This is a genomic window from Bradyrhizobium genosp. SA-3, assembly GCF_004212635.1.
GTDB lineage: Bacteria > Pseudomonadota > Alphaproteobacteria > Rhizobiales > Xanthobacteraceae > Bradyrhizobium.
In genome coordinates this window covers 13,771-29,455 of the sequence record NZ_PSRT01000031.1, presented here as the reverse complement: position 1 = coordinate 29,455, position 15,685 = coordinate 13,771, and the positions used below count along the sequence as shown (strand labels likewise).

Genomic DNA, 15,685 nt, shown 5'->3' with positions numbered 1-15,685 from the left:
GTGTTATTGGACCGACTGAGAAATTCGGTTCGAAGACGCTTCCGTAGCGTGGCCCTTCTAGGCTCATTTTGGGCCTAGATTGGAAGTGGAAATCGCGAATTCGGATTCTCAGTGCACACGTCGCGCACACGAAAAGTCCCGTGCACACGGCTCGCAAGGCTGGCGTCGAAAATATAGTGCTATCTAAAGCTGTTACTGGCGTTATACTCAGTTTGCGGATTGAGTATAAATTGCACGACCGCGGCGACGTTGCCGCGCCCATGGCGGAAGCGCTTCATCACCTCTTGCGCTTGCGACCGCGAGCAGGATGCCGGCCAGGGCTCTCGGCCGTGATATGAACGGCGAGTGTCCGCTGTCGATATCGTAGACTTTGGTCGGGTTTTTGAGCGCGAATGCGTCCGCCCCGCAAATGAACCTGTTTTGCAACGCCGTGGGCAAGGCATTGTCTTTTGACGTCCGGATGTAGCTGCGCGGCACGCTTCCCCAATTGGCAAGCGTTCGATGCGTCAGCGCCGCGAAAGGCTGGACCGGATCATCGGGCGTGAGCAGATTGGCCGCGGACTGGAAATCGGGCAGATCAACATCGTTGTAGAGAGCGAGTTTGAGAGCAGCGACGTAAGTGGGATCGGCGCTGCGCATGTCGATCCTCACGCATCGGCGTGTCGCCGCGAACCGCCGTTCCGGAGTCGTTCAGAACGCTGCTGAATTAAGTTTTGACGGAAGGACACTTTCCCAGTGCTGGCGGCCGGAAAGCCTTCTCACCTTCGACAGTCCAGAGATATCTGTAGTAGTCCCAGGGTCTATTCGACTGTTCCGGCGCTTTGACCTCGGTGCATGTCGTGGATCTTGCGTCCATCCTCGCGGAGCCGCCCCCTGCCGAATGCTTTATTGCCAGTCGGCATCTCCTTCATTTTAGTCACGATGGCCCCGCCACTCCTTCGGGCGTTGTCGACGTCAAGGGCTACAATGCCTTCAGGTAGCGCATCGTCCCCGAGTAGCAGCCGGCCTGAATCGTGCACGGTTTAGCGCCGCCGACCTGCCGCGTATAACACTCGGACAGCGCGCGCGTGCCGTCGTTGAGATCGCAGTAGAACGCTTCCGAAACCAGAAGTCCTTTCGAGGTCGAGAGTCCGAGCGGGTGAATTTGGGGAATGATGCACAATAGAGCGGCAAGCCTGGTTTTGCCGTCCGCTGTTAGGCCTGCTTGATCAAATTCGAGGAGTCCGCACTGGCGCTCGCGAAGCCAATGACTTCCGCACCGCTCGACTGGGCCTGAAGGAGGAACGATGCGTAGTCGCTCTTCACCGTCCCCAGAATCTTCCCCCCGGCTGCCGAGATGACCGAACGAGCATCCTCGAGCACCGAGGCGCCGAACGCGTAGTTTGCCTGAACGAAGAACTTGGATTTTCCGCCCGCCTCGAGGACCGCACGTCCTGTCGTCGCCGCGAACGCCTGAACACCATCTTCGCTGACGCCATAGAACCAGATCAGGCCGTCCTCAATCTCCATTTCGATAGCAATGTCGCGCAGCCAGTCTTTGTCTTCACCGAGTCTTTTGCGACCTGAGTGATGGTGGCGACGTGATGAACCTGGTTGACGTGGGTGGTCATGCCGCTCGAGCAGGACCAGGAAGATCGCCGCGTGCGTGAGGACCCCAAAGATCGTGTCGTAGACTGCGCCGCCTTCAGCCGCAGGCGGGATGCCCCGAAGGTTGGACACAGCGCCCGATGTAACGACGATGACCGCAGCCCCGACCTTTGCTCCAGGCGATAATGCTGCCGATCGGGAAAGTCGACCGAGCGCGGCGCCCTTCCGCGCGAATTCTGGCGCAACTCCTACCGCTTTGCGCTCATGCGCCGGCGGACTTGACGGCGCGGAAACGTCGGGGTCCCGCTCACTCGTCTGCCGACACCTTGACGTCGCTTGGTGCGCGTCAGGCTTGACTTCCGGCTCGATCTTCAGATGGCGGCGATGTCCAGCTTGGAGCCATCGACCAGGCGCGACAGCCGGAACGGTGCGGGATCGACGCAAGGCGTGTCGTTGACGACAAGCTCCGCGGCCAGATAGCCGAGCCCCGGGCCCAAACCGAAGCCGTGACCCGAGCAGCCCGCCGCGAGGACGAGGCCTTCCACCCCGTCCACCTGCGACACCACAGGCACTGCGTCCGGCGTGCAATCGACGAAGCCGCCCCAGGCGCTATCGATATCTATTTCGCCGAGTTGGGGGAAGGTTTTCCGGACACTCTCCACCACTTGGCTCACCAGCCATTTCAAGGGCGGAGGATCCAGCACGCGATTCTGTTCGAAGATCCGATCGTCGTTGGTCAGCAGCGCCGGCATTGAATCCGGCCCCGAAACGAACGATTGGCCGACGCCGAGCCTGACGTTCTTCAGGCGACGCAAGAATTGCGGCATGAATTCCCGGCTATACCGGATAGCCTGGGGCGTGATTTCGAGGTTCGCCTTGCCGCTGATCGCGAGCGTGTAGCTGCCGTCCAGTCGGCGCGTGATCGTGCAGTAGGGTGTGGAGACCGCCTCGCCTATGTTGATTGTCGGGGTAGAACGCAGCGCGGTCTGCCGGATGCTTGCTTGGGGGAAACTGATCCCGAGCGGCCGAAGGAAGCGCGAGGACCAGGCGCCGGCGGCGCAAAGCACCGCACTGGTTCTGATATAGCCCTTCTCCGTGTGCACGCCCGCGATCTTGCCATTGGCCAAGTCGAGCGCCCGAGCGGCACATCCCTGGTGGATTGTGGCGCCCAGCACTCTGGCCCCATCGGCGATAGCCGGCGCGGCCAGCGCAGGTTCGGCCTTGCCGTCCCGCTCCGAATAGGTCCCGCCGACCCATTTGTCGCGCGCTTCGGGGACGCGCTCGGCCACCTCCGCCCGGCTCAGCACGCAGGTGTCGACGTCGTACTCCCTGGCGACCTCGCGCCACTTTTCCCAGCCGGCGAGCACAGCCTCGTCATGGGTCGCATAGACGAGACCGCAGCGACGAAAACCAAGGTCCCGATTGATATCGCGCGTGAGTTCGTCCCACAGCCGCATGGAGAGCACCGATAGCGGCAGTTCGCGCCGGTCGCGGTTCTGCTGGCGGCACCAACCCCAGTTTCGGCTCGATTGTTCACAGGCGACGTGGCCCTTCTCGAGAAGCGCCACGGAGAGGCCGCGCTTCGCCAGGTAATAGGCGGCCGTAGAGCCGAGGATGCCGCCGCCGACGACGACGACGTCCGCCTCGGCCGGAAGACGCTCATCGCTGTGAATGCGCTCGACGTGGCACATGTTCCAACGAACCTCGGCTGCCAAGAATGCGGAAGCAAAGTTCCGATCAGCCTTTCATCGCACCGTGCGCTCGGTAGAATGTGCTGAAATCATCCAGGACTTCGCAAGATGTTCGGGTTTTTGGCCGCTTGATTGAACGAAGCTGCTCAAGCCCGGCCGAGCATGGTTGCAAGAACAAGCAAGCGTTTCATTTAAGGCGCGATGCCGCAGCTTTTCGGAGCCGATATTGAGCTATCGGTAGAATCCGAGAACTGCCTTCGTTTCGAGATACTCCTCCACCCCCTCGATGCCGTATTCGCGACCGTTGCCGGAGCGCTTGTAACCGCCGAAGGGTGCGTTGGGGTCCCAATCGGGGTAGTTGAGATGGACTTGACCTGATTGGATCTTCCCGGCGACGGCCCGCACTGTCTCCATATCGGTGCCCTGCACATGGGCGCCGAGCCCATAGACAGTGTCGTTGGCGATCTCGATCGCTTCGTCCACGGTGTCGTACGGGATGATCGACAGCACCGGGCCGAAGATTTCCTCCTGCGCGATCCTCATGTCGCGACGGACGTTCGAGAAAATGGTCGGCCGCGCATAGAAGCCAATCTGAAGGTCGCCGGGCCGCCCGGGCCCGCCGATGACGAGCTTGGCGCCTTCATCCAGGCCGACACCGATCATGGTCTGCACGCGCTCGAACTGCGGCCGGTTGGCGATCGGGCCATGGGTCGTGCTTTCCGCAAGGGGATCGCCGACCACCAGTTCTGAAGGGGCCGCTGCCGCCAAAGTCTCGACCTCTTCCATGTGTGAGCGAGACACGAGCATGCGCGTCGGTGCGCTGCAGGATTGGCCGAGATTGCGGAAGGCGGCGCCGACGCCGAGCGGAACTGCCCGGCGCAGATCAGCATCCGGCAAAATGATGTTCGGCGACTTGCCGCCGAGCTCCTGGGCAACGCGTTTGACGGTGGGCGCCGCGGCTTGCGCGACGAGCACCCCTGCCCGCGTCGAGCCGGTGATCGAGATCATGTCGACTTGCGGGTGCGCCGCCAGAGCCGCACCGGCGAGCGGACCTGTCCCGTTGATGAGGTTGAAGACGCCGGGCGGACAACGGGCATCGTCCATCACCTCGGCGAACAGCAACGCGCTCAGTGGCGACAATTCGCTCGGCTTCAACACCACCGTGCAGCCGGCTGCGAGTGCCGGACCGACCTTGGCGGTGATCTGATAGAGCGGCCAATTCCAGGGCGTGATGAGGCCGCAGACGCCGATCGCCTCGCGCATGATCGCGGTGCTGCCGCGCCGAGTGACGAACGGATAGGTCGCGAGATTGTCGCGGGCGACACGAATATGTTCGGCGGCCAGCGGCACCTGAGCGCGGCGCGCGTAAGTGATGGCGGCTCCCATTTCGCAGGTGAGGGCCTGCGCAAACAACTCCAGTCGATCGAGGAGCAAACCATGCACGCGGTCGAGCAGCAGCGCCCGCTCGGCAGGTGACGTAGCGGACCAGCTGGCGAAGGCTCGTCTGGCGGCGGAGACCGCGCAGTCCACATCCTTCTCATCGCCGAGCGCGATTTCGGCGATCGGCTGCTCGGTCGCCGGATCGACGACGCTCGCGATGGCCGATCCAGCGGGCTTCCGCCATTCTCCATCGATGTAGAACTTGCCGAGGAAGCCGGCTTCCGTCAGGTATCGAACGGGCGAGGTCATTGGAAACGGTCCTTGATGCGATAGTAGGCGCCGACCAGCGGAAGGAACCAGGGCGGACCGAGATGACCTGGAATGGCCGGCCCGGGGAAGTCTTGCCAGGGATTGAGCTCGTTGCGCTCGTCCACGACGTCAGCCATGATCGTCCCCATCAGTGTACACATCCCGCCGTTGCGGCCGGACGCAGCGTGCCCGATCGTCTCGGCTTCGGGCAGCAGCACGCGCGCCCTCCTTTGCGAGCGCCAGTGCGACGGAAGAGCTGGTCAGGCCACCGCCGATGATTGCGACGTCGCAGATGCCCTGCACCGATTTTGCGGCCGCGCTTGTGAATGGCCCCGATGTATCCAGCCAATTTGATGTGAGCTTCATAGCCCGGCTCCGAAATCTCGCAGATTGCGAGCGACCCATCTCTGTTGGCGTGCCTACCAGCCGCGGATCCGCGGCCATCGCGCTTCGATCGCATCGCTTCCGGCGGAGACGACGTTGTACAGCTCGTGCTGCGACGCCGTCGCGCAGGCGTGGTTGGGCAGAATCCGGACCTTCGCGCCGACTGAAAGGCCGGGCAAAGCGCGCTCCGACCCGGGCCTGATGGCGAGGATGCCGTGCTCCTGGCTCGCCTGGGCAACGATCAGATCTGGGTAGACCTTGCCGGAAAGATCGCAGACCAGACCGTAGCCCTGATCGACCTGCTGCACCGCGGTGCCGCGGTCGCGCGACAGCGCCATCCACCCCGAATCGACCAAAATCCAGCCCTTCTCGGGCTTGGTGCCGATCACGGTTGTGAGCACCGAGATCGCGATGTCGTCCGTCGTGCAGACACCAACACCGTGCATGACCAGATCGAAGAACATGTAGACGCCGGCCCGCATTTCCGTGACGCCGGTCAGGTCTTCGGCGAAATGCGCTGTCGGAGTCGAGCCGACGCTCACGATGGGGCATTGGTGCCCGGCCGCCCGCAAGGCCTCCGCCGCGGCAACCGCCACTGCCCTCTCATTCTCCGCGGCCGCAACGAGAGCCTCGGGCGTGAAGAGGCTGTAGGATTCGCCGGCATGGGTGAGGATCCCGGCAAGCTTGACGCCGGCCTCGCCCAGCGCGACCGCGACTGCAATGAGCTTTGGATCGTTGGCGGTCAGCCCGCCGCGGTGACCATCGCAGTCGATCTCGATGAACGCGGTCGGTGTGACACTAGCGGCACGACCGGCGGCGCCGAGCATTCTCGCCTGCTCCGGCGAATCGAGCAGTACCTTGAGGTCGACGCCTGCTTTGCGCAGACGCATCGCTCTTTCAGCTGTGTGGGGCGCCAGACCCACCGCATAAGTCATGTCGCGAAAACCGTGCCGCGCGAAGTACTCGGCTTCCGCCAGGGTGGAGACAGTGATCGGCCCCGATCCGGACGGATAGGCCCGTCGGGCCACGTCGATGGATTTCGCGGTTTTCATGTGGGGACGCAGCACGATGCCCCGCTTCGCCATGCGCGAGGACAGACGGGCGAGATTGCGATCGAGCCGATGCTTGTCGAGCAGGAGAGCCGGCGTTGCCAGCCTGCCGAGCGTTGCAGCCATCTCAGAGTTCTGGTGATCCGTTCTGCTCATCTCCTCGCGTAGCACGTCAGTGCCTCCTAGCCGAACGACTGATTGGGAATCGCAAACACGCGCGCCGGCCCGCTCGATGGTGCCGGCGTGCCCAAGATCATGGTGGTGGCATCGCCGACCTGCTCCAGGCCGATGCCTTCGAGCCACTCCCCGAGTTGCGATGTGGCAGAGGTGTCGATGCGGACAAAAACACTGCCTAGCCGCGCGAGCGCAGTCTCGATCAGCGCCTGTGCATCCGTCGGGGTTTCGGCGACGACAGGACCGATTACATGCCCGCGGCCGAAAAGCCGGGAGATAGCGTAGCCGCGGGCCATGCCGTCACGCTGCAGGACATAGCCATCACCGCTGTGGAGCAGCTTTTCGAGCATCTGTCGCCTCTCCAAGCCCGTAGCCTCGCGATCGAGCCGCATGATCGCCTCGAAATCGATTGCGGCTATTGACCTCACGAGGTCCGACCGGGACGCCTCGCGGGGTTCTCTGGGAATTCCCTGATGCTGGTGGATGACCCCGATAGGGACGAAACCGCGCCGCCGGTAAAGCGCCTGGCCTTCGGCGGTCGAATTCAGCGCAATGCTTCGTGGACGCGCGGACGCCAGCAACGCATCCATAAGTCGGGCGCCATAGCCACGGCCCTGAGCGGCGTTCGCGACGATGATCATACCTGCGGAAGCATGGGTCTCGCCATACGGCCACCATGCCGCGGTCCCGATCACCGTCCCGCCACGCTCCAGAACAAAGCCTTTTCCCAACTGTAGCGCGACATCCCAATCCACGAGCCGATAGGGCCAGGACATCTCCTGCGAGAGCTTCAGGGCGCCTTGCAGATGCGATGTATTGAAAGGGACGACGACCACGCCGTCATTCGTCTGAGGAGCTGCGGTTGTCATAATATGTCGGCGTCTCTTGCTCGGGTTGCCAGCCTGATCGCCAGCACTTGCCAGGCGAGTACCATCTGACTCACCGCATGATCTACAGCGTAGCTAGGGCCCGACAGCATTACGCATCAGGCTGGAATAAAGTTCGGCATAGTATTTCGTTGATGATGCCGCAGGAGGTCCAATCTGCTGTCAGCGCGCGCGCCACATACGCCTTGGAAGGATTCTCGCAGGCGCGTACTTACGCTTTCCAGTCAAGAACGATCTTGCCGCAATTGCCACTCCGCATGATCTCGAAGCCGGTCTTGAACTCGGCGACAGGCAGACGATGGGTGATGATCTTTCGGATGTCGAGGCCGCTTTCGAGCATTGCGAGCATCTTGTGCCAGGTCTCGAACATCTCCCGACCGTAGATTCCCTTGACGGTAAGCATCTTGAAGACAAGCTTGGTCCAGTCGACTGTCGCGGGCCGAGCGGGGATGCCGAGCATGGCAATCTTGCCGCCCATCACCAGATTTTCCACCAATTGATCGAACGCAGCGGGAGCACCACTCATCTCGAGCCCGATATCGAAACCTTCCTTCATGCCCAGGCGCTGCGTCACGGACCGAAGATCTTCCCTTGTCACGTCGACGGGAACAACGTCAGCGACATCCGATGCCAATGCCAGGCGGTGCGGATTGACGTCGGTGACCACGACGTGCCGCGCACCGGCATGTCGGGCGACTGCGGCGCTCATGATGCCGATGGGACCTGCTCCGGTGATGAGCACATCCTCGCCGACGAGGTCGAACGACAACGCGGTGTGGACGGCATTGCCGAGCGGATCGAGGATGGCCCCGATCTCGTCGTCGATGGAATCAGGGAGTGGCACGACATTGAAAGCGGGTAAACGCAGATATTCCGCAAAGGCTCCGGGAATGTTGACACCGATCCCCTTGGTTTCAGGATCGAGGTGAAACCGCCCTCCACGCGCAGCTCGGCTGCTCGTGCCGACGACATGGCCCTCACCCGAAACGCGCTGCCCAATCACGAACTTCGTGACGTTCGCGCCCACCTCGGCGATCTCGCCTGCATATTCGTGGCCGACGACCATCGGGACAGGTACGGTCCGTTGCGCCCATTCGTCCCAGGCGTAGATATGGATATCCGTGCCGCAGATCCCGGTCTTGTTGACCTTGATGAGAACGTCATCCGGCCCGATCTGCGGGATCACGCGTTCGCCGAGCCAGAGCCCCGGTTCGGCTGCTGCTTTAACAAGAGCTTTCATGAGAGTACCTTTGTAATCATCAAATCACGCCAAGGGCCTTACCCGCGTCCGTGAAGGCGTCGACCGCCAAATCAACGTCCTTTTCGGCCAGCGCCGCAGACATCTGTGTCCTGATCCGTGCCGTTCCTTGGGGGACGACAGGATAGGAGAATGCGGCGACATAGATGCCGCGCTTGTCGAGCGCGGCTGCCATGTCCTGCGCCAGCCGTGCCTCGTGCAGCATGACCGGAATGATCGGCGTCTCTCCCGCGAGCAGCTCGAATCCGGCTCTTTCCAGCCCCGACCGGAAGCGCCGCGCATGCGCACCAAGGAGCTGCCGTCGGTCGTCGGCTCCCTCCGCGATCTGGATCGCCATGATCGATCCCGCTGCCACCGCCGGCGCGAGGCTGTTCGAGAAGAGATAGGGACGCGCTCGCTGTCGAAGCAGATCAATAATGGGTTGCGATGCCGTAACGAAGCCGCCCATGGCGCCTCCCAAGCTCTTGCCGAGCGTTCCCGTGACGATCTCGACCTGCCGGCTCGTGCCCGTCAGCGCTGGTGTGCCGCGACCGGCTTCCCCGATATGGCCGGTGGCGTGGCAGTCATCGACCATGACGACAGCGCCGTAGCTCTCGGCTAGGTCGCAGATCGCGGGGAGCTTGGCCACGTATCCGTCCATCGAGAACACGCCGTCCGTGGCGATCAATTTGAGCCGGGCCCCGTCCCTGTCCGCCTCCTTGAGCCGATCCTCGAGCTCGTTCATGTCGCCATTGGCAAAACGGTAACGCCTCGCCTTGCAAAGCCGCACACCGTCGATAATGGAGGCGTGATTGAGGGAATCGGAGATGATGGCGTCATCGGCGTCCAGGAGCGGCTCGAACACTCCGCCATTGGCGTCGAAGCAGGCCGCGAACAGGATCGCGTCGTCCTTGCACAAGTAACGGGCGATCGTTCTTTCGAGTTCACGGTGGAGGGTTTGCGTACCGCAGATAAATCGTACGGACGCCATGCCGAACCCGAACTCATCCAGGCCTCGCTTTGCGGCCGCGATCACCTCGGGATGATCGGCCAAGCCAAGGTAGTTGTTGGCGCAAAGATTGACGAGTTCGCGCTCGAATGTCTGGGAAGCGACACGGATCCGTCCCGCCTGTGCGCCATTGATCAGTCGCTCGCGCTTGTACAAGCCCTGCCCCTCGATCTGCGAAAGGAGCTCGCGAGACCGGATTACCAGATTTGACGTCATGATACCGATATCCTCACGGCCGCGATTTGGATCAACATGGCGATACGATCTCTTCCCTAAGCCCTTGCAACATGCGCTCGAAGTCGCTGGGATCATGAGGCTTGAGGAGGGCAGCTTGGCGCGGCACGTGCAAATCCCACAGTCGCGATAGCCAGAACCGAAACGCCGCAGCGCGCTCCATTGCCGGCAGCAGCATGTGTTCGGAGGAGGTTAGTCGGCGGACGCGCTCATAAGCGCCGAGGAACGCCGCCACGCGCTCGGGATCGTGGCGGCCGGTGCGACGATCGACGCACCAGTCGTTAAGACACACGGCAATATCGAACACAAAGGCGTCACAGCCGGCAAAATAGAAATCGAAGACGCCGGACAGGCGCTCCCCGTCAAACAACGCGTTGTCGCGGAAGAGATCGGCGTGGATCGGCCCCCGGGGGAGTTGCCGATAGCTTGAGGACGAAGCGACCTGGTTCTGAAAGGCCAATTCACTCGCGAGCAGCGAACGCTGTCCGGCAGTTGCATAGCGGCCGAGCACGGGCACGACCTCGTTCCACCAGTGGAGGCCGCGCGGATTGGCCTGTTGTCGCGGGTAGTCGCGCCCGGCCAGGTGCAAGCACGCCAGAATCTCCCCGACGGAACTGCAATGGGCGGCCGAGGGCTCCGTCACACTTGCACCAGGAAGCCGGTTGACCACCACGGCAGGTCTCTCCTTCAGTACGTGAAGGATTGCGCCATGTGCGTCAGCAACCGGATCCGGCACAGGCATGCCACCCGCCGCAAGATGCTTCATAAAGTGCAGATAAAACGGCAATTCCTCGGATTTGAGGCGCTCAAACAAAGTGAGCACATAACCTTCTCCATCCGTCCCGACGAGATAGTTCGTATTCTCAATTCCGCTGGCGATGCCGCGAATGGAACGAGGCGCGCCGAGACCCAGCGCTCGAAAGAACGTTGCGACCTCATCGAACGTCAACTCGGTAAAGACGGCCATCGTGCAGCTGCTCCCGGTCCGGACTTGTCTGTTCAGCTGCCGTGCACGATGTCGGCGATGTAGTTCTTGACCGCCTCTGCATCTGCCGGAAGGACTCTGACCCGTTTCGGCAAATCTTCGATGCCACCGAAACGTTGCGGGCGATCCGGCTCGCGGCCTAACGCTTCCCTGATCGTCGCTGCGAATTTGATGGGAAGTGCCGTTTCGAGAACGATCATCGGCGTCTCGGGACTTACATGCATACGTCCGACCTTCACGCCGTCGGCAGTGTGTGGATCGATCATGGTGCCGTGACGGTCCCAGGTGTCCCGGATCGTCGCGAGCCGTTCGGCATGAGTGCTCTTGCCGCTGCGGAAGCCGAAGCGAGTAGCCGCCCTTGCGAAGCTGGAATCTCCGCTCAGATCGAACGACGCTCGCTCGCGGAGTTGATCGTCAAACAGCGATTTGGTTCGCTCTGCGTCCCGATCTAACAGGTCGAACACAAAGCGTTCGAGATTTGAGGCCTTGGAGATGTCCATGGACGGGCTTGACGTTTCGAGCGTGTCAGCGCGGCTTCGGACGCGATACACGCCGGTACGGAAAAACTCGTCGAGCACGTCGTTCTCGTTGGTCGCAAGGACCAGCCGGGATATTGGAAGTCCCATCATGCGCGCAACATGCCCTGCACAGATGTTTCCGAAATTCCCTGAAGGCACTGCAAAGCTTACACTTGTCGACCCCCATTCGGACGCCTGCAGATAACCGGAGAAGTAATAAACGACCTGCGCAAGGAGCCTCGCCCAGTTGATCGAATTCACCGCACCGATCTTGTATTGCTGCTTGAACTCCAGGTCGCTCGCCACCCGCTTGACGATGTCCTGGCAATCGTCGAAGACGCCATCTATCGCGATATTGTGGATGTTGTGGTCCTGAAGGCTGAACATCTGAGCTTGTTGAAAGGCGCTCATCCGCCCCCGAGGCGAGAGCATGAAGACCCGCACCCCTTTCTTGCCGCGCATCGCGTATTCTGCCGCGCTTCCGGTGTCGCCACTGGTCGCACCAAGAATGTTCAAGTTCTCCTGCCGGCGCGCCAGCTCGTACTCGAGCAGATTGCCGAGCAACTGCATGGCCATGTCCTTGAACGCCAGCGTGGGACCATTCGACAGCTCCTGGAGGTAAATTCCCGTCTCCAGCTTTCGCAGCGGCGCGATGTCAGGCTTTCCGAATATCTCCGGCGTGTAGGTCTTTGCACAGATGGCTTTCAGGTCGGCACCGGGAATATCGCCGACATAGAGCGACAGGATCTCGAAAGCCAGGTCGGCGTAGGACAGCGTACGCCACGCATCCAGCGTGGCGTGATCCACGCGAGGATAGGTCTCCGGGACGTACAGCCCGCCATCCGGGGCGAGGCCTTCAAGCAACGCCTCGCAGAATTGCTTGCGGCCTGAATGGCCGCGCGTGGACACGTACTGCATCGTCAATCTTCTTTTCGAGAGGCGGAAGTGCCTCCGGAATTCACGCCCTGGGTTGTAAGCTGCGCTGCCGGCCATCAACGGCTGGCGCGCCACAGCGCGATCCGGTCACGCATCCGGTAGCCATGAATGAAGGCAGGCATGAACCACGGATTGCCTCGATAGAACGGGATGAAGGCCGGAGGCCTGAAGTCGAACGCGGTGCGCGCTCGCTCCTCGTGTCCCATGAGCTTGTGGGCCGCATGCATACCGACCCATGGCGCCCAGACCACGCCCGACCCGCAGAAGCCGCTGGCATAGACGATACCTTCCTTCTCGAAGATGCGCGGAATCATGTCGCGGTTCATGGCCACATTGCCGAACCAGCTGTGTGAAAGGCGAACGGCATCCAGCTCCGGAAACAGATTGACCAGACCGTCGCGGAGAAGCAGCTTCGGCGCCACGGGATCACCGACGCGGGAGCTGTCGCGTCCACCGAGCAAGATGCGTTTGCCATCGGGCGAAGGACGATAATAGAAGCCAACCTCCCGGTTCTCGGTGATCATCATGCGTTTCGGCATCAGCCGCGCCATGACGTCGGGCGCGAGCTCCTCCGTCGCAATGATCCGACTGCGGACCGGGACCAACCTGCGGCGCAGGAACGGCACGGCACCATCGGTGTAACCGTTGGTACAAACCAGCACCTGGCGCGCCTGCACCGGGCCGGCCGCGGTGACGACGCGGAATCCGGAGCCTTCTCCTTCGATTGAGATGACCGGCGTTCGTCCGTGGACGGCCAAGCCCGAAGCGAGCGCGACGCGCAGCAGCTCAGCGTGGAACTTCGCCGGGTGCAACCCGCCGATATCCATCCGAATTGTGCCGCCGCGATAGACATCGGTGCCGATATACTTTCGCTGCTCGGCGTAGGGAACGGCGTAAGCCTCGATGGCCAGCTTCTTCGCGAGCCTCTCCGCGGTGCGCGCCATGGTTTCGTATTGTTCATAGCCGAAGGCGCCCTTGAACTGCCCCACCGGCTGGAAGTCGCAGGCGAGGCCTTCCGTCCTGATGAAATCGTACAGGAACTCGCGCGCGGCCTTGCCTTCCGCCTCGATCGCCAGCGCCTTCTCTTCTCCGAACCGGCGCGCGAGCGTCGCGTAATCGGGCCGAATGGATCCGCTGGTGATACCGCCGTTGCGCGTCGAAGCTCCTTCGCCAGGGTCCATGGCATCATAGGCCGCAACCGAGCGGCCCTCGCGCGCCAGCACCAGACCGGCCGAGAGTCCTGCATAGCCCGCCCCCACGATCAGCACGTCGAGCTTCTTGGGCAATGGCTGCTGAGGCAGCGGCTTGAGCGGGGCGGCTTCCCACCAATAGGGCGTCGCCTTCTCGTCAATTCTGGACGCGTGCATGCGTTTGCTTCTCTTATATTTTGTTATGGTCAGGCGTGGCCCGGCTCACATTGATCAAATGTGGTCGTTTCGAACGTCGAGCGCATCTCGCAACCCGTCGCCGATGAAGTTGAAGCTCGTCACCGCGATCGTAATCGCAGCACCGGGAATGATGGCGAGCCATGGAGCGCTGGCCAGATATTGCTGGGCGCCGTTGAGCATGTTGCCCCAGCTCGGCAGCGGCGGCTGGATCCCGTAGCCGAGGAAGCTGATATAGGCTTCCAGAAGGATCGCGCGGGCTACCGCCAGACTTGCGGCGACGATGATCGGGCCCATCGCATTGGGCAGGACCTCGCCGAACATAATGTGACTGCGGCTCAACCCCACCATGCGCGCAGCCTGGACAAACTCGCGCTCACGCAGCGAGCGGACCTCGGCCTCCACAATACGCGCAGTTTCCATCCAGCTGGTGACGGCAATGATCACGGTGATCATCACCGGGCTCGGCCGCAGCGTCGCGGCCAAGGCCAGCACTAGGAAGATCGAGGGATAGGACAGGAAGCCGTCCACCATGCGCATCAGTGCTGCCCCGACCCAACCGCCGCGATAGCCGGCCGTCACGCCGACCAGCGTGCCGATCAGCGTCGAGAGCAGCATCGCGGAGAATCCCACCAGCAGCGAAACCCGCCCGGCCATCAACAGTCGCACGGCGAGGTCACGCCCCAAAGGATCCGTGCCGAAATAATGGTTGCCTGTCAGGGGTGGAGCAAAGCGGGCGCGCAGATCTATCTGGAGCGAGTCGTAAGGCAAAGCATAGGGACCGATGGCGCACGCCAGCACAAGCAGGGTGATCGTCGCGATCCCCACCAGGGCCAGATGATGGCGCATGAAGCGGCCAACCGCACGGCTGTGCCACCAGCGGGTCGGAGCTGCGTGCGCGACGATGGCGGTCATGTTTTGCCTCCTGCTAACAGGCGTAAGTGCGCGGGCTCAGCCCAGGCGAATGCGCGGGTCGACGGTCGCGATGACGATGTCGGCGATCAGGTTGCCCAGCACGACCAAAATGGCCGAGAAGATCAGCAGCCCCATCACCATCGGATAGTCGCTGTAGCCGAGGCTGTCGAGAAACAGCCGCCCCATTCCCGGCCAGGTGAAGACCGTCTCGGTCACCAACGCGCCGGTCAGAATGCTGGGCAGCTGCATGCCAGCCAGCGTGATCATCGGCAACAGCGCATTGCCGACGACATGTTTCAGCAAGATGCGGCGTTCGCTTACCCCCTTGGCGCGGGCCGCCTTGACGAAATCCTGGCTGAGCGCATCGAGGGTCGCCGTGCGCATGTAACGGCTCCAGATCGCGACGTGAACCAGCGACAGCACCAGGCTCGGCAGAATCAGATGATGCAGATAGTCCGGCACCGAGCCGTCGCCGATCGTGTACATGTTGCCTGCAGGAACCCAGCCGAGCTTCAGGGTGAAGATGTAGATGCCGATGAGACCGAACCAGAAGGTCGGCACCGACAGTGCGACCATGGCGCCGACCGTCGCACAGTAGTCGAACAGGGAGTAGCGGTGGGTGGCACCGCGGATCCCGATCCAGGTGCCGGCCGCGATCGCTAATGCGGTGGATGTGCCCATCAGCAGCAGTGTCGCCAAAAGATGTCGGCCGATCACCGCCAGCACCGCAGAGCCATCGCGGAAGGAGTGTCCCCAGTCCCCCCGGATTAGCCGCCAGGCCCAATCGAGATACTGAATCCACAGCGGTCGGTTCAGCCCCAGCTGCGCTGCGAGCCGCTCGACATCCTTCTGGGTCATGCCGGGATCGAGCCCGAATTGCGCGAGAGGACCGCCCGGCATGAGGTTGAGAACCGTGAAGCCGATGATCGAGACGATCACCAGCAGCACGATGCTCTGCGAGAGACGATTGAGCAAGAACCCGGACATTCGAGCCCTCCGTTAGTG

At 62.2% G+C, this 15,685-nt stretch carries 13 protein-coding genes and 1 pseudogene; all 14 read right to left on the bottom strand.

Going from position 1 to position 15,685, the window contains the following annotated elements; all coding sequences use genetic code 11:
- Positions 1-207 precede the first annotated feature (207 nt).
- A complete protein-coding gene (locus tag CWO91_RS13160; RefSeq protein WP_130213838.1) occupies positions 208-639 on the bottom strand; it encodes a hypothetical protein in 432 nt (143 codons plus the stop codon).
- Between the two features lie 322 nt (positions 640-961).
- Positions 962-1,509, bottom strand: a pseudogene (locus tag CWO91_RS45425) (ABC transporter substrate-binding protein).
- A 449-nt stretch (positions 1,510-1,958) separates the two neighbouring features.
- Complete coding sequence (locus tag CWO91_RS13150) at positions 1,959-3,278, bottom strand: NAD(P)/FAD-dependent oxidoreductase (protein WP_130213837.1); 1,320 nt, start codon at positions 3,276-3,278, stop codon at positions 1,959-1,961.
- Between the two features lie 231 nt (positions 3,279-3,509).
- Positions 3,510-4,967 carry an aldehyde dehydrogenase family protein gene (locus tag CWO91_RS13145; protein ID WP_130213836.1) on the bottom strand — a complete coding sequence of 486 codons (1,458 nt, stop codon included), beginning with the start codon at positions 4,965-4,967 and terminating at the stop codon, positions 3,510-3,512.
- Positions 4,964-5,185: a hypothetical protein gene (locus CWO91_RS43715; RefSeq protein WP_208753019.1), complete on the bottom strand. Its 222-nt coding sequence runs from the start codon at positions 5,183-5,185 to the stop codon at positions 4,964-4,966. The genes CWO91_RS13145 and CWO91_RS43715 overlap by 4 nt, the downstream gene beginning before the upstream one ends.
- Before the next feature lie 201 nt (positions 5,186-5,386).
- Positions 5,387-6,526: an alanine racemase gene (locus tag CWO91_RS13135; protein WP_245471235.1), complete on the bottom strand. Its 1,140-nt coding sequence runs from the start codon at positions 6,524-6,526 to the stop codon at positions 5,387-5,389.
- Between the two features lie 56 nt (positions 6,527-6,582).
- A complete protein-coding gene (locus CWO91_RS13130) occupies positions 6,583-7,350 on the bottom strand; it encodes a GNAT family N-acetyltransferase (protein ID WP_245471234.1) in 768 nt (255 codons plus the stop codon).
- 322 nt (positions 7,351-7,672) lie between these two features.
- A complete protein-coding gene (tdh, locus tag CWO91_RS13125; RefSeq protein WP_130213833.1) occupies positions 7,673-8,701 on the bottom strand; it encodes an L-threonine 3-dehydrogenase in 1,029 nt (342 codons plus the stop codon).
- A gap of 19 nt (positions 8,702-8,720) precedes the next feature.
- Positions 8,721-9,923, bottom strand: coding sequence for a glycine C-acetyltransferase (locus tag CWO91_RS13120; RefSeq protein WP_130213832.1), 1,203 nt, complete (start codon positions 9,921-9,923; stop codon positions 8,721-8,723).
- 31 nt (positions 9,924-9,954) lie between these two features.
- Positions 9,955-10,908 (bottom strand): homoserine kinase, encoded by a 954-nt coding sequence (locus tag CWO91_RS13115; RefSeq protein WP_130213831.1) that lies wholly within the window; start codon positions 10,906-10,908, stop codon positions 9,955-9,957.
- Positions 10,909-10,940: 32 nt separating this feature from the next.
- Entirely contained in the window at positions 10,941-12,362 is a 1,422-nt protein-coding gene (gene thrC, locus CWO91_RS13110) for a threonine synthase (protein ID WP_130213830.1), read from the bottom strand.
- Positions 12,363-12,436: 74 nt separating this feature from the next.
- A complete protein-coding gene (locus tag CWO91_RS13105; RefSeq protein WP_130213829.1) occupies positions 12,437-13,747 on the bottom strand; it encodes an NAD(P)/FAD-dependent oxidoreductase in 1,311 nt (436 codons plus the stop codon).
- Positions 13,748-13,801: 54 nt separating this feature from the next.
- Entirely contained in the window at positions 13,802-14,680 is an 879-nt protein-coding gene (locus CWO91_RS13100) for an ABC transporter permease (RefSeq protein WP_130213828.1), read from the bottom strand.
- Between the two features lie 36 nt (positions 14,681-14,716).
- Entirely contained in the window at positions 14,717-15,667 is a 951-nt protein-coding gene (locus tag CWO91_RS13095; protein WP_130213827.1) for an ABC transporter permease, read from the bottom strand.
- Positions 15,668-15,685: the final 18 nt, after the last annotated feature.